The 23,350-nt window shown below is 66.8% G+C and carries 25 protein-coding genes; 3 read left to right on the forward strand and 22 right to left on the reverse strand.

The annotated features are described in order from the left end of the window. Positions 1-12: 12 nt before the first annotated feature. Entirely contained in the window at positions 13-1,701 is a 1,689-nt protein-coding gene (locus tag L0C59_RS03400; RefSeq protein WP_243089815.1) for a histidine kinase, read from the forward strand. Continuing rightward, positions 1,698-2,327: a response regulator transcription factor gene (locus tag L0C59_RS03405; RefSeq protein WP_243089816.1), complete on the forward strand. Its 630-nt coding sequence runs from the start codon at positions 1,698-1,700 to the stop codon at positions 2,325-2,327. The genes L0C59_RS03400 and L0C59_RS03405 overlap by 4 nt, the downstream gene beginning before the upstream one ends. Here L0C59_RS03405 and uvsE read toward each other — a convergent pair. From uvsE to L0C59_RS03425, 4 genes are read right to left on the reverse strand one after another with little or no spacing between them, the layout of a single operon-like run. Next, positions 2,302-3,201 (reverse strand): UV DNA damage repair endonuclease UvsE, encoded by a 900-nt coding sequence (gene uvsE / locus L0C59_RS03410; RefSeq protein ID WP_243089817.1) that lies wholly within the window; start codon positions 3,199-3,201, stop codon positions 2,302-2,304. The two genes, L0C59_RS03405 and uvsE, sit on opposite strands and share 26 nt — an antisense overlap. Further along, entirely contained in the window at positions 3,198-3,707 is a 510-nt protein-coding gene (locus L0C59_RS03415; RefSeq protein WP_243089818.1) for a YceI family protein, read from the reverse strand. Before L0C59_RS03415 ends, uvsE begins: the two co-directional genes overlap by 4 nt. Continuing rightward, the gene (locus L0C59_RS03420) at positions 3,704-4,204 is read right to left on the reverse strand and encodes a flavin reductase family protein (protein WP_243089819.1); all 501 of its coding nucleotides are present in this window, start codon (positions 4,202-4,204) and stop codon (positions 3,704-3,706) included. Before L0C59_RS03420 ends, L0C59_RS03415 begins: the two co-directional genes overlap by 4 nt. 3 nt (positions 4,205-4,207) lie before the next feature. Further along, positions 4,208-4,831: an SDR family NAD(P)-dependent oxidoreductase gene (locus tag L0C59_RS03425; protein ID WP_243089820.1), complete on the reverse strand. Its 624-nt coding sequence runs from the start codon at positions 4,829-4,831 to the stop codon at positions 4,208-4,210. Positions 4,832-4,971: 140 nt separating this feature from the next. Between L0C59_RS03425 and L0C59_RS03430 the strand changes: the two genes are divergently transcribed. Further along, positions 4,972-6,363: a phytoene desaturase family protein gene (locus L0C59_RS03430; RefSeq protein WP_243089821.1), complete on the forward strand. Its 1,392-nt coding sequence runs from the start codon at positions 4,972-4,974 to the stop codon at positions 6,361-6,363. Here L0C59_RS03430 and L0C59_RS03435 read toward each other — a convergent pair. The 18 genes from L0C59_RS03435 to rsmH all read right to left on the reverse strand — a co-directional run bounded on the left by L0C59_RS03435 (position 6,320) and on the right by rsmH (position 23,346). Next, the gene (locus L0C59_RS03435) at positions 6,320-7,570 is read right to left on the reverse strand and encodes an alpha/beta fold hydrolase (protein WP_243089822.1); all 1,251 of its coding nucleotides are present in this window, start codon (positions 7,568-7,570) and stop codon (positions 6,320-6,322) included. The two genes, L0C59_RS03430 and L0C59_RS03435, sit on opposite strands and share 44 nt — an antisense overlap. A 65-nt stretch (positions 7,571-7,635) precedes the next feature. Continuing rightward, the gene (locus L0C59_RS03440) at positions 7,636-8,358 is read right to left on the reverse strand and encodes a class I SAM-dependent methyltransferase (protein ID WP_243089823.1); all 723 of its coding nucleotides are present in this window, start codon (positions 8,356-8,358) and stop codon (positions 7,636-7,638) included. Between the two features lie 50 nt (positions 8,359-8,408). Beyond that, a complete protein-coding gene (locus L0C59_RS03445) occupies positions 8,409-9,077 on the reverse strand; it encodes a DUF4397 domain-containing protein (protein ID WP_243089824.1) in 669 nt (222 codons plus the stop codon). 117 nt (positions 9,078-9,194) lie between these two features. Beyond that, complete coding sequence (gene ruvC / locus L0C59_RS03450; protein ID WP_243089825.1) at positions 9,195-9,695, reverse strand: crossover junction endodeoxyribonuclease RuvC; 501 nt, start codon at positions 9,693-9,695, stop codon at positions 9,195-9,197. 12 nt (positions 9,696-9,707) lie between these two features. After that, a complete protein-coding gene (gene ftsZ / locus L0C59_RS03455) occupies positions 9,708-10,763 on the reverse strand; it encodes a cell division protein FtsZ (protein WP_243089826.1) in 1,056 nt (351 codons plus the stop codon). A 29-nt stretch (positions 10,764-10,792) separates the two neighbouring features. Further along, positions 10,793-12,037 (reverse strand): cell division protein FtsA, encoded by a 1,245-nt coding sequence (ftsA, locus tag L0C59_RS03460; protein WP_243089827.1) that lies wholly within the window; start codon positions 12,035-12,037, stop codon positions 10,793-10,795. Then, positions 12,034-12,618, reverse strand: coding sequence for an FtsQ-type POTRA domain-containing protein (locus tag L0C59_RS03465; protein WP_243089828.1), 585 nt, complete (start codon positions 12,616-12,618; stop codon positions 12,034-12,036). The genes ftsA and L0C59_RS03465 overlap by 4 nt, the downstream gene beginning before the upstream one ends. 33 nt (positions 12,619-12,651) lie before the next feature. Further along, the gene (locus L0C59_RS03470) at positions 12,652-13,449 is read right to left on the reverse strand and encodes a UDP-N-acetylmuramate dehydrogenase (RefSeq protein ID WP_243089829.1); all 798 of its coding nucleotides are present in this window, start codon (positions 13,447-13,449) and stop codon (positions 12,652-12,654) included. Further along, positions 13,439-14,779 (reverse strand): UDP-N-acetylmuramate--L-alanine ligase, encoded by a 1,341-nt coding sequence (gene murC / locus L0C59_RS03475; protein WP_243089830.1) that lies wholly within the window; start codon positions 14,777-14,779, stop codon positions 13,439-13,441. Before murC ends, L0C59_RS03470 begins: the two co-directional genes overlap by 11 nt. Then, positions 14,776-15,795 carry a UDP-N-acetylglucosamine--N-acetylmuramyl-(pentapeptide) pyrophosphoryl-undecaprenol N-acetylglucosamine transferase gene (locus tag L0C59_RS03480; protein ID WP_243089831.1) on the reverse strand — a complete coding sequence of 340 codons (1,020 nt, stop codon included), beginning with the start codon at positions 15,793-15,795 and terminating at the stop codon, positions 14,776-14,778. The genes murC and L0C59_RS03480 overlap by 4 nt, the downstream gene beginning before the upstream one ends. Then, the gene (locus L0C59_RS03485; protein ID WP_243089832.1) at positions 15,783-16,841 is read right to left on the reverse strand and encodes an FtsW/RodA/SpoVE family cell cycle protein; all 1,059 of its coding nucleotides are present in this window, start codon (positions 16,839-16,841) and stop codon (positions 15,783-15,785) included. The genes L0C59_RS03480 and L0C59_RS03485 overlap by 13 nt, the downstream gene beginning before the upstream one ends. Beyond that, on the reverse strand, positions 16,820-18,073 hold the full coding sequence (locus L0C59_RS03490) for a Mur ligase family protein (RefSeq protein ID WP_243089833.1): 1,254 nt from the start codon (positions 18,071-18,073) through the stop codon (positions 16,820-16,822). Before L0C59_RS03490 ends, L0C59_RS03485 begins: the two co-directional genes overlap by 22 nt. Then, on the reverse strand, positions 18,070-18,927 hold the full coding sequence (locus L0C59_RS03495; protein WP_243089834.1) for a phospho-N-acetylmuramoyl-pentapeptide-transferase: 858 nt from the start codon (positions 18,925-18,927) through the stop codon (positions 18,070-18,072). The genes L0C59_RS03490 and L0C59_RS03495 overlap by 4 nt, the downstream gene beginning before the upstream one ends. After that, a complete protein-coding gene (locus tag L0C59_RS03500) occupies positions 18,918-19,625 on the reverse strand; it encodes a hypothetical protein (protein WP_243089835.1) in 708 nt (235 codons plus the stop codon). The genes L0C59_RS03495 and L0C59_RS03500 overlap by 10 nt, the downstream gene beginning before the upstream one ends. Continuing rightward, a complete protein-coding gene (locus tag L0C59_RS03505; protein ID WP_243089836.1) occupies positions 19,613-20,923 on the reverse strand; it encodes a UDP-N-acetylmuramoyl-tripeptide--D-alanyl-D-alanine ligase in 1,311 nt (436 codons plus the stop codon). The genes L0C59_RS03500 and L0C59_RS03505 overlap by 13 nt, the downstream gene beginning before the upstream one ends. Beyond that, positions 20,907-22,226 (reverse strand): peptidoglycan D,D-transpeptidase FtsI family protein, encoded by a 1,320-nt coding sequence (locus L0C59_RS03510; RefSeq protein WP_243089916.1) that lies wholly within the window; start codon positions 22,224-22,226, stop codon positions 20,907-20,909. The genes L0C59_RS03505 and L0C59_RS03510 overlap by 17 nt, the downstream gene beginning before the upstream one ends. Further along, positions 22,223-22,486 carry a hypothetical protein gene (locus L0C59_RS03515; RefSeq protein WP_243089837.1) on the reverse strand — a complete coding sequence of 88 codons (264 nt, stop codon included), beginning with the start codon at positions 22,484-22,486 and terminating at the stop codon, positions 22,223-22,225. Before L0C59_RS03515 ends, L0C59_RS03510 begins: the two co-directional genes overlap by 4 nt. Next, positions 22,486-23,346, reverse strand: coding sequence for a 16S rRNA (cytosine(1402)-N(4))-methyltransferase RsmH (gene rsmH / locus L0C59_RS03520; protein ID WP_243089838.1), 861 nt, complete (start codon positions 23,344-23,346; stop codon positions 22,486-22,488). The genes L0C59_RS03515 and rsmH overlap by 1 nt, the downstream gene beginning before the upstream one ends. Positions 23,347-23,350 lie beyond the last annotated feature (4 nt).

A 23,350-nucleotide genomic window follows, 5' to 3' on the forward strand; every position in this document is an offset into this window, starting at 1 on the left:
GGAGGTCTTGCCATGAGGCTTGGCGTCCAGCTAATGCTTACCGTGCTCTTGGCTGCCACGGCCACTGGGGGAGTCCTGATCCTGGGAGGAGGTGCTTTCCTGTATGCCGAAGGGGAAAAGGCCTTATGGCAGGAGGTACGGCTCGGGGCCCGGGACCTGGCCACCCTGTTAACCGACGATGTTCTCTTGCGGGATTTCCTGGCGGTTCAGAGAAAACTGGATGCGATCCAGAAGCGGTACCCGGGCTTTGCCTACGCCTATGTCCTGGATCCTCAAGGCGGGGTGATAGCCCACACCTTCGAGGGCGGGGTTCCCCAGGCCTTGGTTGCCTTTGCGGGGGAAGGGGTGTTGAGGTTTGCAGGGAAGGTGGTGTACCAAGCGGAGGCCCCCATCCAAGGGGGTGAGGCGGGTTGGGTACGCTTGGGGTTTTACCAGGCTCCCTTGTGGGCGCAGTTGGGCCGGGTGGTGCGCACCGGATTTTTTGGCCTTCTATGGGCGGTGGGCCTGGGGGTGGGCCTGGGGTACTTCCTCCTCACCCGGACCCTCGAGCCCCTTTACCAGATGGCGGAAGGAGCGAGCCGACTGGGCCGGGGGGAGTGGGTCCGGTTCCCTGAGCCCAGGGGGGAACTGGGCCTTCTGGGCCGGGCCTTGAACCGGATGGTGGAGGAGGTGAAAAGGCGGCAAGGGGAACTCACCCTCCTCAACCGGATCCTGGCGGAAAGCCATGCCCTGCGAGTTGAGGAGCTCGTGGACCGGGTCCTGTCCCTGTTGGTACGTGAGCTGGCCTTTACCTGCGGGGAGTTCTGGTTGGAGGGTAGGGTGCTGAGGAGCCGGGGTTGCCAGGAGGCATGCCCTGCGGCTGAGGCCAGGGGTTTGGCGGAGGAGGCCCTGCGGCGGGGGCAGGTGGTGGGCCGAAAGGGGGCTTTGGCGGTGCCGGTTCCGCCTCGAGGGGCCTTGATTCTCTATGGAGACCCCCAGGTGGACCAAGCCTGGCTCCAGGGTCTTCTGACCGCGCTTTCTGGTCCCCTTGCCACCGCTTTGGAGAATGCCCGCCTGTATGAGCTTTTGGAGGAGAAGGACAGGCAACGGGCTGAGCTTTTGCGGGCGTGGCTTAGAACGCAGGAGGACGAGCGGAAGCGCATCGCCCGGGAACTGCACGACGAGGTGGGCCAGGCTCTTACCGGGCTCATTCTGGGCCTCGAGGGGCTTGCGGGCGAGAAGGCCTTGGCCTTAAAGGAGCTTGCCCGCCACACCCTATCCGAGGTGCGGCGGCTGGCTTTGGACCTCAGGCCCAGCGTTTTGGACCACCTGGGCCTCGAGGCGGCCTTGCGCCGCTATGTCCGCGAGTTCAGCGAGCGCACGGGTATTGAGGTGGATCTTTCCTTCCACCTGGGCCGGTCCCTTCCCCAGGAACTGGAGATGGTCATCTACCGGGTGGTGCAGGAGGCCCTCACCAACGTGGCCCGCCACTCCGGGAGCTTCAGGGCAGCGGTAGGGGTGTTGGAAATGGGAGGGGAGGTCCGGGTTTTCGTGGAGGACGAGGGGAAGGGTTTTGATCCCCAGGCGGTGGGTCTGGGGCACCAGGGCCTTCTGGGCATGCGGGAGCGGGTGGAGCTGGTGGGGGGTAGACTGATTTTGGAAAGCGCTCCTGGGGAGGGTACCCGCATCCAGGTACGGCTTCCCTTGGAGGTGGCAGCGTGATCCGGGTGGTGCTGGTGGAGGACCATGTGTTGGTGCGGTCAGGGCTACGGCATCTTCTGGAGGCTCGAGGACCCATCCGGGTGGTGGGGGAGGCGGGTACCGGGAAGGAGGCCTTGGCCCTTTTAGAGGAGGTGGAGGCGGATGTGGCCATCCTGGATATTTCCCTTCCCGACTGCACGGGCATTGAGCTTTGCCACACCCTTCGGGGACGCTTTCCTGGGCTTAAGCTTCTCGCCCTTTCCATGCACGAGGACCTGGAATACGTACGGGGCTTCCTTCAGGCGGGAGGCCAGGGTTACGTGAGCAAGGCAGCGGTGGATCAGGAGCTCTTGGATGCGGTTTTAGCCGTGGCCCGGGGGGAGCGGTACTTGAACCCTAGCCTGGCCATGCGCCTGGCCTTGGAGATGGTGCGGGAGGAAGAGGATGAGGAACCCCTTTCTCCCCGGGAGGAGGAGGTGCTCCGCCTCCTGGCCCAGGGGCTCTCCCACAAGGAGGTGGCGGAGGCGCTGGCCATTTCGGAGAAAACGGTGGCCACATACCGGGAGCGGGGCATGGAGAAACTGGGTTTGAAAAGCCGAAGCGAACTCCTAAGGTATGCGGTCAAGAGGGGTTGGTTGCGGGGTTAGGCCCAGGGGCTTCCCGAAGGAGAAAGGTTTGGGCCCCTAGGGGTAGGCCCCTTTCCTTACCCTTGGCCTCCACCATCACGTGGGCCGGACCGGGAAGGGCATGGAGAAGCCTCTCCCAGTCCTCCTCCCGCACCTGGAAGGCATGGGCTCCAGGGCGCCTGTGCGGGTCTTGGCTGGAGAGGTGCACCTTGGGAGTACCCTTCCAGGTGGTAAAGGCGAGGGTTAGGGCTTCCCTTAGGGATAGTCTTCCCGGATTGAGGTGGTGGTGTAGGGTGTCCACCACCACCCTGACCCCCAGGGCCTCGGCGGCCAGGAGGACGTCCTCTACCCGCCAAAGCCTCTCGTCGTTTTCCAGGGCCAGGTACCCAAGGACCTCCCCTTCCCCCCTCAGGTTTTCCACAAACCGGGCTAGCGTCCGCCTGGGGTTGCCGTAGCTCCCCCCAAGGTGTACCACCACCACCCCATCCTCTGCTCCGAGAAGGCTTAGAAGGCGGGCGGAGTAGCGGAGCTCCGCTAAAGAGCGCTCCACCACCTTGGGGTCTGGGCTTCCTGGGTTTGTGTACTGGCCGGGGTGGAGGGAGAGGCGTTGGCCCAGGGTTCTGGCCAGCTTCCCCAGGCGGGAAAGCTCCTCTTTGTGGGCCCTTTCCCAGTCGTAGGGGAAACGGGGGTGGGAGGCGAAGGGGATGAGGTGCTGGCCAAGGCGGAAGAGGCGGAAACCCTGCCGGTGGTTCCAATGGAGGATGCGCTCCAGGTCCTCGAGGTTTTGGGCCACCTTGTCCCGTACCCGGGCTTCCTCCAAGGAGGCCAGGCGCAGGGTATGGTTGGTGCTGGCCTTTAGGCTGAGGTTTTCGCAGGGGTAACCTAGGCCAATCATCGCCTTACCGCGGCCTCCACGAGGACGTCCACCTCGTCCCGCACCTCTAGGAAGAGGAAGCGGGGTCTCTCCAGGCCCCAGTCGGAAAAGCGGGTGCGGAAGGTGCCCTTAAACCTGCCCCTTTCCGGGCTTCCCTCCAAGACCCCCTCTAACCGAACGGGAAGCCTTCTGCCTGCCATTTCCAGCTCACCTTCCACCACGAAACGGGCCCCCTGGTAGCCCGCGCGTTTAGGGTAGAGGCAGGCCAGGGGAAAGGCCTCCGCCTTCAGGATCTCCCGGGCCTTTTTGTCCCTTTCCCCGTTGCCCGAATCCCAGGCCCTTTGCTCCAGGCAGACCTGGCCCTTGGCCTGGGCTCCATCCCAAAGCACCTCTCCCTTGGCGGTGGGGTTTCTCCCCTCCCAGCTTCCCAAGGGGTAGTATCCCCGGTAGCGCACCTCCCCCGTGATCCCATAGGGGGCCTGGGCCAGGGCCAGGAGCGGCAAAAGGAAGGGTAGCAGTCTTCTCACGGCCTAAACCTCCAGGTTTCCCCTAGGGTGGCGTAGTCGCGAAAGCCTAAGAAGAGGATGGGCCTCTCCTTGGCCCGGGGGCTTCCCTCCACGTGCACCACGTCCCCCAGGAAAAGGGCGTGATCCCCTTCTAAAGGCCACTCCGTGACCCTCATCTCGTAGACGGCCAAGGCCTTTTCCGGCACCCAGGTGTGCCCCAGGTTCCGGGTTTTCCGCAGGGTAACGCCAAGCCTCTCGGCCTTGCGCACCCTGCGGCCTGAGAGGTATCCGGCTCGCACCACCCATGCCCGCTCCTCCCAGGGGAGGAAGGAGAGGGCGGCCTCCCCCAGTTCCCGCAGGAGGGTGAGGGTGTGGTTTTCACGATCCATGGCGAAAAGGAGGCGGAAGGGTTTTTTGGATACCGGGGTCCACCAGGCTAGGGGCATGAAGTTTTCCCCCACGGAGAGAAGGGCCAGGCGCATGGGGTAGAAGTAGGCGCGGTAAGGGGCTTCGGCCATGGCCTATACCTCCAGGACCTCCGGAGGGGGCTCTTGGAAGACCCCTTCCAACACCCTGCGCACGGCCTCCTCGGGGGAAAGGGCCCCCTTGGGCGGTCCGCCCAGGGGGGCCCAAAGCCCCGTGGCCACGGCCGGGAGCCGGACCAAGACCAACCGGATGCCCTCCCGCCTCAGCTCCTTCCGCGCCGCCTCCAGATACCACTCCAAGGCTCCTTTGGCGGAGGCGTAGGGGGCAAACCCGGGAACCTGAACGTAGCGGGGATAGGCTCCGAAGAAGACCACGCGCGCCCCAGGGCGGAAGTGGGCGTACTTGAGGAGGAAGTGGGAGGTGAGGAGGTGAGTCTTGAGGAGGTTTTCCACGTGCTCCCGTTCCGCTTCCCGTATGGGGGCTTTGACCGCGTGTCCCACCGCGTGGAAGGCCATGTCCAGCCCACCTACCTCCTCCAGGAGGGCTTTGGCCTCGAGCTCGTCGGCCAGATCTGCGGGTACGGCCTGGCCTCCCACCTCCTTGGCCAGTTCCCCGAGGGCCCGTGCCCGGCGGCCCGAAAGGAAGAGGTCATGGCCCTTTAGGGCCCGTGCCAAGGCTCCTCCGAGTCCACCCGTGGCACCGAGGATGAGGATGCGCATGTCCTTCACCGTACTGACTTGAGGGAAGAGACTTTGTAGCGTGAGGGGCAATGGCAAGGGAGGGCTGGGAGCCTGCTTTGGCCCTGGGTTTGCGGCCTGGACTAAGATCCCGGACAGATGGCAAGGTTAGCGTTCTGGCTGTGAGGGCGGTGGTGGTGGGGGCAGGGATCGGCGGCCTGGTGGCGGCCCGGCTTCTCCGGAGGGCGGGCCTCGAGGTGGTGGTCCTCGAGGCCCACACCTACCCTGGGGGCCTTGCCGGAAGCTTCCACCACCGGGGCCACCGTTTTGAGGCGGGGGCCACCCTCCTTTCCGGCCTGGCCCCTGGGGCCCCCTTGGACCTGGTGGGGCGGCTTGTGGGGCTAAGGTGGCCGGCGGAGCCCCTGCCTCGGGGTTTTCCCCTCCTGGAGGTCCTTTTGCCCCAGGGAAGGGTGGTGCGCCCCGTGGGTCGGGAGGAGGAAAGGGCGGCCCAGACCGAGGCCTTTGGCCGGGAGGTGCTGGCCTTTTGGCGGTGGCAGGAGGACCGGGCGAGGAGGCTTCTCGCCCTTGCTCCTTGGCTCCCTTGGCCTCCGGAGCGGGAAGAGGTTCTGGCCTTGGCGGGGCGGATTCCTGAGCTTCTTCCCCTGCTTCCCGACCTCTTCCTAAGGGCATCCAGGCGGGCGCCCCACCACCCGGGTTTTCGGCGTTTCCTCGAGGCCCAGCTCCTCATCAGCGCCCAAGCCACCGATGCCTACGCCCTCTACGCCGCCATGGCCCTGGACCTACCCCACCTGGGCCCGGCCTTGGTTCCAGGGGGTTTGGGCCGGGTGGCGGAGGCCCTGGCGGAGGGCCTCGAGGTGCGCTACCGGGCCCGGGCGGAGAGGCTTTGCCTGGCCGGGGATAGGGTGGTGGGCGTGGAGGTGGCCTATGGGGGAAGGCGCAAGGGGGAAAGGGAGGTGCTTAAGGGGGAGGTCTTCCTCCTGGACGTCCCCCCAGAGCCCCTCCTGGGCCTAGCGGAGCCCGCCCCGCAGGACGGTTGGGGAGCCTTCGTGGTCTATGGGGTCCTTCCCTTCCGGGTGGAGCCCCCCCTCTACCGGCAAAACGCTCGGGAAAGGCCCTTTGCCTTTCTCTCCCTGCGCCCCGAAGGCGAAAAGACCGTGTTCTCCCTCTCCTTGCACACCCCCCTGGCCCTTTGGCAGGGGCTTTCCCGGGAGGAGTACCAAAGGCTTAAGGCCCAGTGGCAAGGGAGGGCCTTAGCCTTGGGGGAGGCCCTGCTGGAGGGGCTAGGGGAGGCTGAGCTCCTCTTTGCCGCCTCTCCCCTTACCTACCGCCGCTTTGCGGGGAGAGCCTGGGTGGGAGGGCATCCCCAGACCCATCCCTTCCGGTTTCCCCGGGTGCGGATTTTCCCGAATGCCTTTCGCTTGGGAGAGGGGGTGTTTCCGGGGCAGGGCATCCCTGGGGTAGCCCTTTCCGGGATGCGGGCAGCCCGCCTGGCCCTGGCCTACCTGGGCCTCAGGGAAGCCCAAGGCCTTGCAGGTAGGCCAGAAGGATCCTAGCCGTTCGTCCCTCCCGTTCCGTGAGGAGGTCCAGGTGGGTGAGCCCCTTGAGGATCTCCACCCGGGCTTGGGTGTCGGGGAAAAGGCTCTTCAGGCGAAAGGCCTGGGCTTCGGGGATGAGTCCCCTAGCCGCGCCTAGGGCAAGGACGGGGTAGGGCAGGGCCTTTGGCCCGAGGCCCAAGCCCGTGTGGGGATAGCCGGCCACCTCCAAGAGGAGCCGGTAAGGGAAGTACCACTCGGAGAATCCCATCTCGGGTAGGGCGAAGGTCCTGAGGAACTCCCGGGGGTCCGTGGCCTCGCCGGTATCCCGCCACTCCACCACCCTTCCCCTGGGTCCCCGTACCGTGTGGACCACCCTCCCCTGTAAAAGCCCCAGGAGGTTCAGGCCTTCCCGGGCCCAGGCCCGGCCTACGCTCACGCTGAAGACGGGGAGGAGGCTGTAATGGTCGTCCACCCGGAGAAGCGCCCTTGCCTCCCGGGTGGCCCGGTAAGGTCCGAAGGGGACGGGTTCCAGGGGGCGCCGGGCGGCCAGAAAGGCCTCGGCCTCCGCCAGGGCCAGGTCCCTGGGGGAGAGGAAAGGGGGGCGGAAGGCCGGGTCCCCTTGGCCCAAGAGGAGGGCCCTAAGGCCAGGCAGGGGGCCAAAGGGGGTGGTGGTTCCCTCCCAGAAGGCTTCCCGGGAAAGGGGAGGGTCGGGCAGGCTTCCATCCAGGAGCACCAGGCCGGCGAGCTTTTCCCCCTGGGCCCAGGCGTAAAGGGTGGCTAGGCTTGCTCCCAAGGAGTGGCCCACGAGGACCACGGGGGCCCGCCTTCGGGCCGCATCCACCGCCAGATCCAGGTCCTTCAGGTGGACCTCTAGTCCCCAGTGACGCAGGGGACTCAGGTCGGGCTCGGCCATGGACCGGTAGTAGGCCAAGGGGTCTTCCAGGAGGAAACCCCGACGGTCCTCCAGACCGTTGGCCCGCCGTTCCCAAGCCCAGACCTCGAGGTCCGGCCCAAGCCTCCCCAGGTGCTCGGCCAGGAGGGCAAAGTTGGTGCTTCCCCCAAGGAGGCCAGGTACCAAGAGGAGGACCGCCCGGGGCCTCTCTGCGGGGTAGATGAGGGCGTAGCTTCGGTCCAAGGGTCCCTGGCCCGTGTCGGCCCCGGGCAGGGGGATGTATTCCTGGGCCATGGCCAAGGAAGCGCTCAGGAGGAGGGCAAGGGCACGCATGGCCCCATTATCCCCTGCGGCCCACAGGGCTAAAGGACCTTGGGCCACAGGTTGGCGGGATGGCCTTAGGGGGCCTGGGCTAGGAGTATCCCCAAGGCGCCGTGGGTTTCCAGGTGGGCGCGAAACCCGAAGGTCCTTAGCAAGTTCACAAACTCCCCAGGGCCTGGCCGCCAGAGTCCCAAGGAGGGCCCCGGCCCCAGGAGGAGCATACCGAAAAGCCTTCCCCCAGAGCGGAGGACCCTTCGCGCCTCCCGCATGGCCCCTTCCGGATAAGTAAACTCATTCCAAGTGGGGCCGATGGCCACTCCACCCATGGAGCCTGTCCTAAAGGGAAGAGCCTCCCCATGCCCCAGCAGGTAGGGCCCGGGGCGCCTTTGCCGGGCCACCTGCAGGAAGGCGGGGGAAGGGTCCATGCCCACAGCCTTTTCGCCCAAGGTTTCCCGGTAAATGCCCGTCCCGGTGCCCACGTCCAGGAAGGGCCCCCCCGTGGGCAGGAACCAGCCTCTCATCAGCTCGAGCTCCTCCCCCAGGGAGAGCCTGCCCCGGGAAAGCAGGGCCGTGGACCGCATCCGCCACAGGTCATAGGTCTGGGCCACCGGTGGAAGCCGGTTGATGGCCCAAAGGTGGATCCTTTCTCGGCTAACCCTGAGGTCCACCAGACCGTTTCGCTCGGGGAACCGGGCGCCGCAGGTGGGGCAACGGGCCCCAGCATCCGTTTCCAGGGGCTCCTGACACCGGGGACAGGCAAGGAGGGGAAGTAGCCAGGGAGGTAGGGAAAGTGGTCTCATCCCAAAAGAAGCCACCCCTCCCCTAAGGAGAGGTGGCGGCGGGGGCGGTTCTACCGGTTTCCTCCCAGGGCAGCGGCGTCCACCACGGGCACCACGGTGAGGGTTCCATCCCTCACGCTGCCCACGGCAAACACGGTGTAGGTTTTCCCGCTCTCTAAGGTCACACCGGGAAGCTCCAAGGCCACGGTGGTGGTACCCGCTACCCGGACTTCTAGGTCATAGGTTCCCGCGGCCACCACCAGGTACTGGCTGGCCCTGGGGAAGGGAAGGTTCTGGAAGAGCACGGGACCCCCTTTCACCGCCACATCCACTGCCGGGGCGTCGGGGGAGGTGTGCACCACGCGTACCCGAGCGAAGCCGGCTCGCGGAAAGAGCCCGGCAAGGGCATCCGTGTAGACTTGGGGCCGAATGGAGGCTAGGAAGCCTGTGGCAGCCACGGTGTAATAAATGCCCTCCCTGAGGTCAAGCTCAGCATCGATCACCACAGGGGCGTCCTGGCCAGTGGGAACCACCTGGACCCGAACTCGGGCAGCGGGCAGGGGAATATAAGGGGTGATCTCTTTGAAGGCCAGGTTGGTGATGGCCCGCTGTCCATTCACCAGCACATCCACGGCCGGGGCGTCGGGGGAGAGATGGGCCACCCGCACCATGGCCCCTTGGGCCAAACCAAGGCTTCCTACCGCCAATGCCAAAGCCACGACACTCAGGAACCTTTTCATCGCTTACCTCCCACCTGGTATCTTTGCTCGGGACGCTGGAGGGGATGTTTGTCCTTGATACAAATCTCGCTGAGAATAGGATCCCCCTTGCCCCTGGCCTTCAGGGAGCCCTTGGCCCTAAAGGGCTTTGCTGGCCCCCATGCGGGCGTAAAAGGCGTGGGTCAGGGCGATGGCCAGGGCGTCCGCTAGGTGGCTGGGCTTAGGAGCCTCCGTAAGGCCCAGGATGTCCCGGACCATCAGGGCCACCTCCTCCTTGCCCGCATGCCCGTGCCCGGCCAGGGCCTGCTTCACCTGCATGGGGCCGTAGGCGTAAACGGGAACCCCAGCCTCATAGGCCGCCACCAACACCGCCCCCAGGGCCCAACCCACCTTGTAGGCCAGCTCGTTTTGCCGATAAAAGTACTGCTCCTCCACCGCCAGGGCCTGGGGGTGGAAGCGGGCAAGGGCCTCCTTTACCCGGGCGTGGATGCGCCCCACCCGTTCCTGGGCGGGTTCCCTGTGGGAGGTCCGCACCACCTCCCCGTGGAGGAGGCGGGCTTTGAGGGTCCCCTTGGGCTCCACCTCCACTACCCCCAGGCCCAGGTGGGTGATGCCGGGGTCTATGCCCAAAACCACCATGCCCCAGGGTTCCTAGTTGCCCTTTCTAGGGGGATAATCCGCATCCCCGTAACGGATAAAGGCGGGGATGTCGAAGTTGTAGGGGTCGGCGTGGGTGGGAAAGTCCACGGGGCGGAGGGGTTTTGGCACCACGGTGCTCTCGCCAAAGCCGGCGGCGATGAGGATTACCCGGAGTTCGTCCTGGGCCCGGTCGTCGTAGGTGACCCCGTAGAGGATGTCCACATCCTCATGGCCCGTGGCCTCCCGCACCCTCTCCACCACCTCCGCCGCCTCCATGAGGGACAGGTCCTCAGAGCCCACCACGTTCAGAAGAAGCCGCTTGGCACCCTCAATGGAGCGCTCCAGCAGGGGGCTGTGGGTGGCGGTCTTGGCGGCTTCCTCCACCCGGTTTTCCCCCCGTCCCGCCCCGATGCCCATGAGCACCTGGCCTGCTCCCTCCAGGAGGGTTTTCACGTCGGCGAAGTCCACGTTGATGAGGCCCGGGAGGTTGATGACGTCGGTGATGCCCTTGACCCCGTGGTAGAGGACGCGGTCGGCGATGAGAAAGGCATCCTTGAGGCTCACCTTTTTGTCCACGGCAGAGAGGAGGCGGTCGTTTTGCACCACCACCATGGCGTCCACCCGCTCCTTAAGGCGCCTGATACCTTCCTCCGCCGCCTTGAGGCGTTTGGGACCTTCAAAGCTGAAGGGGCGGGTCACCACGGCCACGGTGAGGGCCCCGAGCCGCTTGGCGATGTCTGCCACCACCGGGGCGCTTCCCGTACCGGTACCCCCTCCCATGCCGGCGGTGATAAAGACCAGGTCGGCCCCCTCCAGGGCCTCTGCGATCAGGTCCTGGGCCTCGAGGGCCGCCTTCTCCCCGATCTCGGGATTGGCCCCCGCCCCCAGGCCCCGGGTGAGCTTCTCCCCGAGCTGGATCCGCTGGTCGGCCAGGCTTTTGGCCAGGACCTGGGCATCGGTGTTGGCGGCGATGAACTCCACCCCCACGAGCCCTGCCTCAATCATGCGGTTCACCGCGTTGTTTCCTGCTCCCCCGAGACCGATGACCTTGATGACCGCTCCCTCCATCTCTGCCTCCTCTCCTCAACACAATGGCACTAAAATAGGTTGTTTAAAATCTCCTTAATCCGGGCCCAAAGGCCTTCAGCCTTCGCCTTTTCCTCGCGCCTTTCTTTTCTTTCCCTGGCCTTTCGGGGTTCGGGGGTGGAGACGGGTAGGGTGGTGGCGTATCTGACCAGGCCCACGGCGGTGGCGTGGGCAGGGGTGGCCACCACGTCGGTGAGGCCGGAGACCCCATGGGGTTTGCCCACCCGCACGGGAAGGCTGTACTGTTGCCTTGCCAGGAGGTCAAAGCCCTTGAGGAGGGCGGTCCCCCCGGTGAGGATGACCCGGTTCACCTTGATCTCCAAAGGCCCCAGGGCCTCGTCCACCGACTGGCGGGCCAGGTGCAGGATCTCCCGCAGGCGGGGGCGAATGATGCGGGCGAGCTCGGGAGCCGGCACTTCCCCCAAGGAGCCCCCTTCCTGGTTGATCTCCAGCACCAGCTCCGGATCCGCGAGTTCGGGTAGGGCGGCCCCGTACTTGCGCTTCACCCTCTCCGCCTCCTCAAAGGGAATCTTGAGAAGCTGGGCAATGTCCTGGGTCACGTGGTCCCCGCCCAAGGGCAAAACCGAGGAGTGGGCCAGGCGGCCTTCCCGGAAGACCGCTACCTCGGTGGTACCCCCGCCCACGTCCAGGAGGAGCACGGTCATATGCTCCTCCTCAGGACCCAGGGCCCCGAGGCCACTGGCCAGGGGCTGGGCCACCAAGGCCTCGATCTCCAGCCTCGCATCCTCTACCGCCCGGCGCAGGTTGGCTAAAGGCCCGCGGCCCGCGGCCACCAGGTGCACGTCCACCTCGAGGCGCACCCCCGCCATGCCCACGGGGTCGCGGATGCCCTCCTGGCCGTCCACCTTGAACTCCAGGGGCAGGGCGTGCAGGAGTTCCAGATCGGCATCAAAGGGGTAGGCCTTGGCCTGTTCTATGGCCCGCTCCACATCCGCCGCGCCGATGCTCTGGCCCCGACGGATGGCCGCCAGGCCATGGCTGGTCACGCTTTTGAGATGGGGTCCACCCACCCCCAGGATGACCCGCTCCACCTTGACCCCGGCCACCCTTTCCGCCTGGTGGACACTTTGGCGGATGGCCTCCGTGGTGCGCTCCAGGTTGACCACCACGCCCCGCTTCAACCCTTGTGAGGGCACGGTGCCCTCGCCGATGATGTCCAAGACGCCATCGGGGGCCAGCTCCCCGATCACGGTGGTGACCTTGCTGGTGCCGACGTCCAATCCAGCGATAATCATGGGCCTACACTCACCCCCCAAGAATACAGGTAAACCCTGCCCTTTGGTCCTCCTGCCTGGGCATACTTTACAAGAAGCCGGGCTTCCGGGGCAAAGGCCACGCCTTGGGGTGTTTCCACCCAAAACCCCGCGGGCGTGTAGCGGAGCCGGATGGCCTCAGGGTAGGCCCGGGCCAGGGCCAGGAGGTCGTGCACGGGCAGGGGGCCTTGCCCCTCCACCCGGGGGCCCTTGGCCAGGCGGGCCCCCCCGGGAAGCAGGGTTCCATCGGTGGCCAGGGCGTTGCCGTCCGCCAGGGGAAGGAAGGGTTCCCGTTCCCTAAGGACCAGGAGGACCTCTCCCACCCGGGGCTTTTCCAGCCGGGCCTCCGCCACCCAGGGGTCCTGCCGGAGGTCCTGGAGGCGGCCGGCGCCAATCCAAAGCCAGGGCTCCCCCACGTAGAGCCGGGTGCGGGCGAGGATCTCCTCGGTTTTCAGATGCTTGTTGCCCGCCACCGCGATATGTTCCACGGGGAAGAGCACCAGGCTGGCCACGTAGAGGGTGGCGGCGAGGAGCAAGGCCAGCAGAACCCTCATCCCTCCCATCTTAATCCCCCCCTGTGAAAGGGCTGCGAAACCTCAAGGCCACACCTCCCATTCCAACTCCAGGGGCAGTTCCTCCTGGATTCGCTTCAGGAGTTCCACCACGTCTTTGGCCGTGGCCTGTCCCAGGTTAACGATAAAGTTTCCGTGTTCCAGGGACACCATGGCGTCGCCCACCCTTAGGCCCTTGAGGCCCCTTTCGTCTATGAGCCTTCCCGCAGAGTGGCCCGGGGGGTTCTTGAAGGCGCAGCCGGCGCTTTTCCGCTTGGGCTGTCCCTTCCTGGCGGCGTCCACCTCCGCCATGCGCCGCCGGATCTCCTCGGGGGAGCGTTCCTGAAGCCTCAGTCGAACCCGGGTCACGATGCCCCCGGGGGGAAGGCGGCTTTGCCGGTAGCCGAAGCCCAGTTCCTGGGGGAGGTAGATGTGAAAGCGCCCCTCGTGGAAGATCTCCACCGCCTCGAGGGCATCCGCCATCTCCCCAAACCGGGTGCCCGCGTTCATCTTGACCGCCCCTCCCACCTGGGCGGGGATGCCCAGGAGGCCCTCGAGGCCGGAAAGCCCTTGGCGGGCCGCTTCCTGCACCAGGAGGGGAAGGAGAACCCCCGCCCCCACCCAGCCCCTCAGGTCATACGTGGCGAACTCCCCTGCAAGGCGGATCACCCTTTCGGGCACCCCCTCGTCCATTACCAGGAGGTTGGAGCCGTTGCCCAGGACCCGATAGGGGGCTTCCGTGGCCTTAAGGAGATCCTCCTGGGTTTCCACGGTCCAAAGCTCCGCCGGGCCTCCCACCCCAAGGGTGGTGTAGTCTTTGAGAAGCACCCGTTCAACCCTCATGGACGAGCCTCCAGGCGAGCTCCGTCACGTCCCCTGCCCCCAGGGTTAGCCAGAGGTCATGGGGTGTGGCGGTGGTCCTGGCGTAGGCCAAGGCCTCCTCCTTGTCCAGAAAACGGGCGGGCCTTCCCAGGGCCAAAAGCCGCTCCACGATCCTTCGGGAAAGGGCTTCTGGGGTAATCTCCCCCTTTTCCCCTGCGGTGTAGACGGGTAGAACCACCACCTCGTGGGCGGAGGAGAGGGCCTCGACAAACTCCTCCCAAAGCTCCTGGGTGCGGAGGAGGCGATGGGGCTGGAAGAGCACCCGCACCCGGCGTCCCAGGAGGTGGGCGGTGGCCAGGGTGGCCTTCACCTCCGTGGGGTGGTGGGCGTAGTCGTCCACCACCCACGCACCCCCCACCTCCCCGATCCTTTGGAACCGGCGCCCCACCCCCGGGAAACGGGCCAGGCCCTCGAGGATGGCCCCAGGCTCCAACCCGAAGCTCAGAGCGGCCAGGGAAGCGGCCAGGGCGTTTTGCACGTTGTGGGCGCCCGGAACCTGGAGCCTGGCCTCCCCCAGGGCCTGGCCTTGGTACACCAGCCGGAAGCGGCTTCCCCAGGGACCAAGCTGGGTTTCCTCGGCCCAAAGATCCCCTCCCCTCCCGAAAAGCCTCCTGGGGAGTCCCTGGGAAAGCCTGAGGAGCTTAGGGTCAAAGGCGGGCACCACCACCTGCTTGGCCCTGTGCAAAAACCCCCGCATGGCCCCTTCCAACTCCTCCAGGCTTGCGTGGTAGTTGGGGGCCCTCTGCCCGGCGGGGGCGACGTGGTCCGCCTCCAGGTTGGTGGCCACCGCCACCTCCACCTCCACCTCCTGGAAGAGGGGGTCGGACTCGTCCACCTCCGCCAGGCGAGGCCCACGGCCGAAGCGGGCGTTGCCGGGAAGGAGGGAGAGCTCGCCCCCGAGGAGCACCCAGGGGTCCAGGTCCGCGGCCAGGAGGATGCTGGCCAGCATTCCCGTGGTGGTGGTCTTGCCGTGGGTACCGGTGACCCCCAAGGAGGGCTTTTGCCTGAGGAGATGGGCGAGAAGCTCCATCCTCCTCAGCACCCGCATCCCCTTGCGCCTGGCCTCCTCCACCTCGGGGTGGTCCAGGGGAATGGGGGTGGGAACCACCAGGGTGTCCTCCTCCTGGAGGTGGGCGGGATCATGGCCCCTATGAACCGGTACCCCTAGGCTCTCTGCCCGCCGGCCAGGGGCCAGATCGCACCCGGTTACCCCTATTCCTTCTCCTAATAGGAGGCGGGCCAAGGCGCTCATGCCCACCCCCTCGAGGCCCATGATGTGCACCCGTTTCATAGGAACTCCTCCAGCCAATCCGCCAACCTGGCCGCGGCCCCTTCAGGGGAAAGCCGGGCCATACCCTCCCGGTAGGGCTCGGGGTGGGCCAGGATCCCTTCCACCTGCTTGGTGAGCCTGGTCAGATCCCCAAGCTCCGCCCCACCCGCCTGCCGGTAGGCTTGGGCGTTGGCCGCCTGGGCACCCCCATCCAGGCTTGGGGAAAGGGGAAACAGCACGGCGGGCAGGTGGTGGTAGGCGGCCTCCGCCAGGGTACCCGCCCCCGCCCGGGCGAGGAGGAGGTCCGCGGCGCTCATGGCCAAGGGAGCGTCCACGAAGCCGGCAATCCGGTAGCCTTCCTCTTCCAGATGGCGGTAGCGCTCCAGCCACCGTTCCCCCACCTGGTGAAGGACGGGGAGGCCCAGGGGCTTCAGCAGGGGAGGAAGCTTCTCGTTGAGCTCCAGGCTGCCCTGGCTTCCCCCGAGAACGAGGAGCAAGGGCCTATCCGGGGGAAAGCCCAGCCTGGCCTTGGCCTCCATCTTGGGGTAGCGCACCTCCCGTACGGGGTAGCCGGTGACCCGGGCCTTGCGGGCAAGCCCGGGGGAAAGCCTCACCGGCACGGAGAGGGCCAGGCCCCGGGCCATGGGGGCGAGGAGCCTTATGGCCAGACCCAGCTTGGCGTTTTGCTCGTGCAGGAGGACGGGAATCCCCTTGAGCTCCCCCACCATGGCCCCGGGAAAGCCGGCGTACCCTCCGGTGGAGAGGATGGCCCTGGGCCTTTTCCCCACCAGAAGCCGCCAGGCCGCCCTCAGGCCTAGGAGAAGTTTCTGGGCTTCCCTTGGCCTGAAGGCGCTCCGGTCCAGCTTGCCCGCGGGGATCAGGGCGTGGGGGATGGAGGTTGTGGGGAGGAGGCGGGCCTCGAGGCCCCCCTGGCTTCCCAGGTAGAAGACCTCCCTGCCCCGCCTCCTAAGCTCCTCCGCCACCGCCAAGGCGGGGAAGAGGTGCCCCCCGGTGCCGCCCCCGGTCAGGAGGACCACGGTTCCACCCCCTTCCTGGGCACTTCCCTGGCCAGGCGCATCAGGGCCCCCACGGCGAAGCCGGAGACCAAAAGGGAACTTCCCCCATAGGAAACCAGGGGCAGGGGCACCCCCGTGACCGGCAGGAACCCCACGGTAACCCCGATGTTCAGGGCAGCCTGCAGGGTGAGGTAAAGGGTAAGCCCCAGGGCCACCAACCCCAAGGGTCCGGGGAGCCTGAAGGCCAGGGAGAGCCCCCGGGCGAGGATCAGGAAGTAGAGGAGGATCACCATGAACCCTCCCAGCCAGCCGGTGGCGAAGACCACGCTGGCGAAAACCATGTCGTTGTGGGCCTCGGGCAGGTGGGGCAGGTTTCCCGAGGGACCCTGGCCCAGGGGGCCGGCCAGGATCAGGGCCTTCTGGGCCTGGAGGACCTGGTAGGCCGTCTGGGAGGGGCTGGCTTCACCCTGAAGGTAATCCAGGAAGCTAGTGAAGCGTTCGGACACATAGCGGAAACGGGCGAGGTAAAGGCCGGAGAAGGGGGCTAGGACCATGGCCCCCGCCAAGGTCACCATGATGAGCCGCCGCAAGGGAACCCCCGCCAGGATGAGGAGGAGGCCGGCTAGGGTCAGCAGGAAGAGGGCGGTGGCGAAGTCGGGTTCCACCAGCACCAGCCCTGCGGTAAGGCCCACCAGGGCCGCGGCTCCCACAATGGGGTAGTCGTTTCCCTTACGCCCCACGAAGGAGGCCAGGTAGTAGACCAGCACCACCTTGGCGAGTTCCGAGGGTTGAAAGGCTAAGGGCCCCAGGTAAAACCACCGCCGCACCCCCCCCGGGCCGCTTCCCACGACGAGGACCGCCACCAGGAGAAGGGAGGTGGCGGCGAGCAGGAGTCGGGCGTGGCGAAGAAGCCTTTCGGGGGGCAGGAGAAAGCCTAGGCCCATGGCCCCAAGCGCCACGCCGATGCGAAGGAGGTGGTTTGGGAGGAGGGTGGGCTCGGCCACCCCTACGCCCAGGAGGCCAAAGGCCATAAGGAGGAGGGCGCTCAGGAGGAGGATGGGGTCCACGGCTCACCTCCCAGGGCATAGACCGCATCCCGGAAGGCCTGGGCGCGGTCCTGGTAGTCCCTGAACTGGTCGAAGCTGGCCGCCAGGGGGGCCAGGAGGACGCTTCCCCGCTCCAGACGCCTTAGGGCTTCGGCCACCGCCTGGCGCAGGGCCTCCCGGCCGTCGGCGTGGGGGAGGACCACCACCTCCACCCCTCCCCCCAGGGCCTCGGCCATCTTGGGCCCGTCCCGGCCTATGGCCAAAACCACCCGTACCCGGGAAAGGAGGGGGCGCAGGGGCTTTAGGTCCGCCCCCTTGTCCTCCCCGCCTAGGATCCAGGCGATGGGCGCGGGGGCGGCCTCCAAGGCCGCGGCCACCGAGGGGGTGCGGGTGGCGATGGAGTCGTCGATGAAAATCACCCCTCCCTTCCTGGCAAAGATCTGAAAGCGGTGGGGCGGGGTGGGGACGGTTTTCAGGCTCTCTTGAAGAAGCTCCGTGTTCAAAGGGCGGCCCAGGAGGTCCAGGTAGGCCCGGGTGGCCTCGAGGGCCGCCCTTAGGTTGCTTTCCCTGGGGGAGTTCCCTGGGGTGAAGGGGTAAAGCCGGGCTGGGGAGGCCAGGGCAGCCCGCCGCACCCGGGGATCCGCTTGGTTGTAGACCAGGGCGTCCTCGGGGGTGAGGTTTTTTAGGAGGTTGAGCTTGGCCCCGTGGTAGGCCTCCAGGCTTCCATGCCGGTCTAGATGGTCCACCCCCAGGTTCAGGAGGACCGCCACCCGGGGGCGGAAGGTGTGGATCCGCTCCAGCTGGAAGCTGGAAAGCTCGGCCACCGCCACCTCGGCCTCGTCCACCACGCTCACCAAGGGAGGATCCACGTTGCCTCCCTCCAGGGCCCTAAGCCCCTGCCCCCTAAGGAGGTGGGCGGTGAAGAGGGTGGTGGAGGTCTTGCCGGCGGTGCCGGTGATGCCCACGATGGGGGTGGAAGAGAGGCGGTAGGCCAGCTCGGCTTCCCCCAGGATCAGGGCCCCGCGGGCCTTCAGGGCCTCGAGGCGGGGATGGGAGAGGGGTACCCCGGGGGCAGCCACCACCTCCCCGTAATCCCCCTCCAGCCGCCAGTCCGGGGTGAAGCCCAGGCTCGAGGCCTCCTGCACCTCCACTTCCTTGGGACGATCGTCAAAGAAGCGGGCGGAAAGCCCCCGCCTCTTCAAGAAGCGCAGCACCCCAAGCCCGCTTCGTCCCAGGCCATAGACCAGGATCATGCTCCTCCCCAAAGGCTAAAGGCCAAGGCGGTGGCCAAGGCGGTGAGGACGGCGAAGCGGAAGACGATCTTGCTCTCCTCCCATCCGGAAAGCTCCAGGTGGTGGTGCAGGGGGCTCATGCGCAGAAGGCGCCTCCCCGTCTTTCGGAAGTAGAGCACCTGAACCACCACGGAGAGCACCTCCAGCACGGGTATGATGCCTGCCAAGGGCAGAAGCCAAAGCTTTCCCGTAAGGGTGAAAAGCCCGGCCAGCATGGCCCCCAGGGCCTGGCTCCCCGTGTCTCCCATGAAGACCTTGGCCCGGGGGGCGTTGTGCCAGAGGAAGCCCAAGAGGGCACCCAGAAGGGTTTGCGCGAAGGGATACGGGTAAAAGGGGAGGAGGAGAAGGGCGGCGATGCTGGCCAAAAGACCGTCCAGGCCGTCCGTGAAGTTGAAGGCATTGGCCGCGCCCACCACCGCCAGGAGGATGAGGAGCACGTCCAGGATGGGCCAGGGGGTGTAGGCCACCTGCCGCACCGCCCAAAGGGCGAAGATCAGGGCCATGAGGGTTTGGAGGGCCAGTTTCTCCCGGGCCCTTAGAGGCCGGGCAAGGCTTCCTGCCAGGTCGTCCAATAGCCCCAGGAGGGCGAAGCCCAGGCCCAGGAGCCAAAGGCCTTGGAATCCGTCCCAGCCCACCAGGCCATAGGCCAGAAAGCCCGCCAGGAGGAAGGCCACCCCCCCCATGCTGGGGGTACCCTCCTTGGCCAGGTGGCTTTGGGGTCCGTCGGCACGGACCCTCTTGCCCAGGCCCAGGCTTTTCATGAGCACGATCCAGACCGCGGTGAGGAACCAGGAGAGGAAAAGGGCTAGGGCCATACCACCTCCTTGCAGGAGACCGCCCGCCTGCCCGGGGTAAGGTAGAGGGTTTCGCCCCAGGCGGCGAAGTCCTGGGCCTGGGCCACCGGTTTGGCTCCCTCGGGCCGCACCAGGTAGACCCAGCCCCCCATGAGGGCCACCACCCCGCAGGCCCCGGCCTGGGCCTTCTGGACACCCTGGGGCAGGGGAAGGCTTAGGCCTTCGGGGTAGAAGTAGGCTTCCCGGCCCAGGGCCACTACCCCCCTGTCCCAAGCCACCACCTGGGAGAAGGCCCCTGGGTGGAGTAGGGCGGTTTCCCGGTATAATCCCCCTTCTCCCACCCAGAAGAGCCCTTCTTTCCCCCAGGCGGCGTCGCGGGCGGGGTAGGGGAGAGGCCCTTCCTCGGTGTACACCCCATCGCCGAACCCCACCGCCACCTTCCCTGAAGAAGCCCTAAGGAATCTCGGGACGCCCGGTAAGGGGAGGCTTTGCAAATGGGCATCCCGGTAGATGAGAAGCTGGTATGGGTAGGCGGCGTAGAGGCTGTCCTGGTCCGCATCCAGATAGAGGGGGGGGCCTGGCAGGGCCACAAGGAAGCGGCCCGTCACCCAGCCTCCCTCGGCGAAGCCGCCGGGGTAGGGAAGCACGGGGGCGGTGGCCTGAAGGGGAGCACAGGCGCTGAGGAGGACCAGGAGGGGCAGGGCGTTCAGGCGTCCCATAGCTCCAGAATCCTTTCCAGGCCCACGCTCCTCGAGGCCTTGAGGTAGACCAGGTCCCCGGGCTGCACGCGCTCCTTGAGCCAGGCTATGGCCTCCTCGAGGCTCCCCACCGCTTCCCCCCCAAAGGAGGCCTGGGCCTTGGCGTAAGGGCCCAGGTACAGGGGCTTAAGGCCCAGCCGGGCTGCTTCCCCGGCCACCTCCAGGTGGAGCCTCAGGGCTTCCTCCCCCAGCTCCCGCATCTCCCCCAGGACCACCCACTTCCTGCCGGGTTGCAGGGCCAGCCAGGCCAGGCCCGCTTTCACCGAAAGGGGGTTGGCGTTGTAAGCGTCGTTCACGAACACCACCCCCTCCTTTTCCCAACGCTCCATCCGCCCCGGGGGAAGCGCCAGGTGGGCCAGCCGCTCGGCCACTTCCCTTGGGTTTAGGCCCAGCATCTCCGCCACCCCCAAGGCGGCCAGGGCGGCCAGGGCGGGGCCCATGCCGGGGTAGGGGATGCGCACCTCGAGGGCACCGTAGCGGAAGTGGCTTTCGTGAGGGAGAAGCCTGAGATCCTCCCCCCGGAAGGTGGCCTCCCCAAAGCCGTAGGTGGGTAGGCCCCGGCCCAGACCAAAGCGCCCCAACACCTCGGCTGCCTGCAGGCTTACCAGGGCCTGGGGGGCGGATAACAGGCCGGCCTCCTCCTCCACCACTCCCTGGAGGCTACCGAAGGCTTCCAGGTGCTCCTCCCCTAAGGCGGTGAGCACCGCAAGGTGGGGCCTGGCCAGGCCCATGAGCTCCGCCATCTCCCCCACCCGGTCCACCCCGAGCTCCACCACGCAGCCCAGGGCCTGGGGATCCAGCCTGAGGAAAAAGCGGGCAAGAGGCGGGGCCGTGTTCTGGTTGCCGGGAGGAGCCGGGAACCCCAGGCCTTGGGCCAGGGCTTCCTTGGTGGTGGTTTTGCCCGAGCTGCCCCCCACCGCCACCACCTGGCCGGGAAAGAGCTCCCGCAAGGCCCTTCCTAGGCGGAGGAGGGCTTGGGGAGTGTCCGCCACCTCCACCGTGGCGGGTCCGGGGCGGTCGGAGAGGACCAGGTGGGCCCCCTTGGCCCGGGCTTCCTCCGCATACTCCCGCCCATGGGCCCGTTTGCCCGGCAGGGCCACGAAGAGACTCCCGGGGGTGGTCTCGCGGCTATCCCAGTGGAGGTCGCGCACGGGTTTCCCCCCGGGGTGAAGCCTTCCCCCGATGGCCCTGGCCACCCACTCCGGCGTTACTTCCCTAACATGATGAAGATACACAAGCCACTCACCACCCTTCAGCATAGGGGGGTACGCCGCGGTACGCCAAGAGCCCGGCGGCCACCTCCCGGAAGATGGGGGCGGCCACCTGGCTGCCGTGGATCTCCCCTTTGGGATGGTGGACGGCCACCACCACGGTGTAAAGGGGCTCGTCCCCGGGCACGAAGCCGGCAAACCAAGCGGTGAACACCTCCTGGGAGTATCTCCCGTTCACCACCACCTGGGCGGTTCCCGTCTTGCCCGCCAAGGGGTACCCCGGCAGGGAGGCACGGGGAGCAAGGCCTTCTTGCAGGGCCTGGCGGATGGCCTTGGCGGTGGCGGGGGAGAAGACCCGCTTGGGCTCGCCTTCCTGCTGGACGAAGAGCCTGGGCGGGCGGTAGAGGCCATCCACCAGGGTGTGGAAGGCGGCGGTGAGGTGCAGGGGGGTGATGAGAAAACCTTGGCCGAAGGTATGGTTGGCGTAGGCGGCGCGGCTCCAGGTTTGGGGAGGGGTAACTATGGGGCTAGCCACCCTTACCCCAGGCAACGGGCTTTGGTCAGTGAGGTGTAGCCGTTCCATATACTGGTGGAACACCAGCTGGGGCAGTGCCTCAGCCAGCAGGCTGATGCCCACGTTGGAGGAGTAACGAAGCACCTCGGCCAGGGTGAGGACAGGGGGGTGGGGAAGGGCGTCCCGGATGGTCCATCCATCCACCACCCGGCGCATGGGGGCTTCCACGCGGGTGGAGAGGCTGGCTGCCCCTTCCTCCAGGAGCATGGCAGCGGTGAGGGCCTTCATGGTGGAGCCGGGCTCCAGGGGTACCAGAAAGGCGTGGTTCCGCCAGGAGATGTCGCGGTTGGGATCCCCCCTGGGGGCCAGGGGATCGAAGGCTGGCCCGTTGGCCACGGCCCTGAGGTTGCCTTCCCGGTCCATGACCAGCAGGGCGCCAAAGGCTCCCCGGCTACGGGCCAGGCCCTCCCAGAGTGCCTTCTCCGCCATGGCCTGGATCCAGGGGTCCAGGGTGAGGGTAAAGGAGCGGCCCGCCTCGAGGGCCCCGTTCAGATCCCGCTCCAGCCCCTCAAGCCCCTTCCCCGAGCCCCGTTCCCCAAAACCCAAGAGCTGGCTCGCGCTCTTTCCCAGGGGGTAGTAGCGCCCTCCCTTGAGATCCAGGGCCAAGGGGGTGCCGTCCTGGGCGTATAGGCTGCCTCGAGGGGGGGCAGGGGGAGGCGGAGGAGGGGCAAACCTCGGAGGGCGGTTGATCAGGCTGTAAAGCCCTAGGGCGAAGAGGAGCGCCCAGAGGGCGAAGCCTAGAAACACCCAGGAGACCCGGCTTACCCCTACGGTCAAGGCGCCCACCTCCCCTGGCTCATGGGCACGAAGCCCTGTTCCTTGGCCCAGGAAAGCACCCGGTGGGGCTGGGTGGCCTGCCAGCCTTCCTTGAGCAGGGCCTCCTCCTGGGCTTTTAACCTGGCGAGTTCCTCTCCCATCTCGGCCTGATGGGCCTTTTCCATCTGGTTGCGGTGGCCCACGGCAAAGACCAAAAGGAGGGCTAGGAGGTAGAGGAGGCCGAAGCGGAGGGCTGCCCTCAGACTTCCTTGGCGGTGCATCAGGCCACCTCCTTCTCCGCGGCCCTGAGCTTGGCGCTACGGGACCTGGGGTTCCTGGCCACCTCTCCCGGGCTTGGGGTAATGGGCTTCTTGGTGAGCACCCTTAGGCCACTTTCCTTCAGGAAACGCTTCACCACCCGGTCCTCCAGGGAATGGAAGGTGATGACCACAAGCCTCCCCCCAGGAGCCAGGACCTCCTCGGCTTGCCTGAGGAATTCCTCCAGGGCACCCAGCTCGTCGTTCACGTACATGCGGATGGCCTGGAAGGTCTTGCGGGCCGGGTGGCCCGCCTTGCGGAAGCCCACCGCCTGCCGCACCACCTCCGCCAGCTCGAGGGTGGTTCGGATGGGGGCCTTCTGCCTTCTCTCCACAATGGCCTTGGCGATGCGGTGGGCCTGTTTCTCTTCCCCCAGCTCCTTTAGGATGCGCCGGAGGTCTTCCAAGGGCAGGGTGTTCACCACCTCGTAGGCGGTGGGGCCCTCCTCCCCCATGCGCATGTCCAGAGGGCCTTCCCTCTGGTAGCTGAAGCCCCTCTTGGGGTCCTCCAGGTGAAAGCTACTTACCCCTAGATCCGCCAAGATGCCTGCCACCTGGCTAACCCCCGCCTCCCGGAGGACCTCCTTTAGATGGCGGAAGTTCCGCTGGAAGACCCTAAGCCCAGGGAGTTCCAGGGCCCTTGCCCGGGCCGCGGCCTCGGGGTCCTGGTCCAGGCCAATGACCAGGCCTCCCTGTTCCAGGATGCCCTTGGCGTGCCCGGCTCCTCCCAAGGTGGCGTCCACGTACACCTGCCCCGGGCGGATTTGGAGGAGGTGTAAAACCTCCTCGTAAAGAACGGGAATGTGCTGGATAATGGCGTCCATAATC

It is taken from the genome of Thermus neutrinimicus (assembly GCF_022760955.1).
GTDB lineage: Bacteria > Deinococcota > Deinococci > Deinococcales > Thermaceae > Thermus > Thermus neutrinimicus.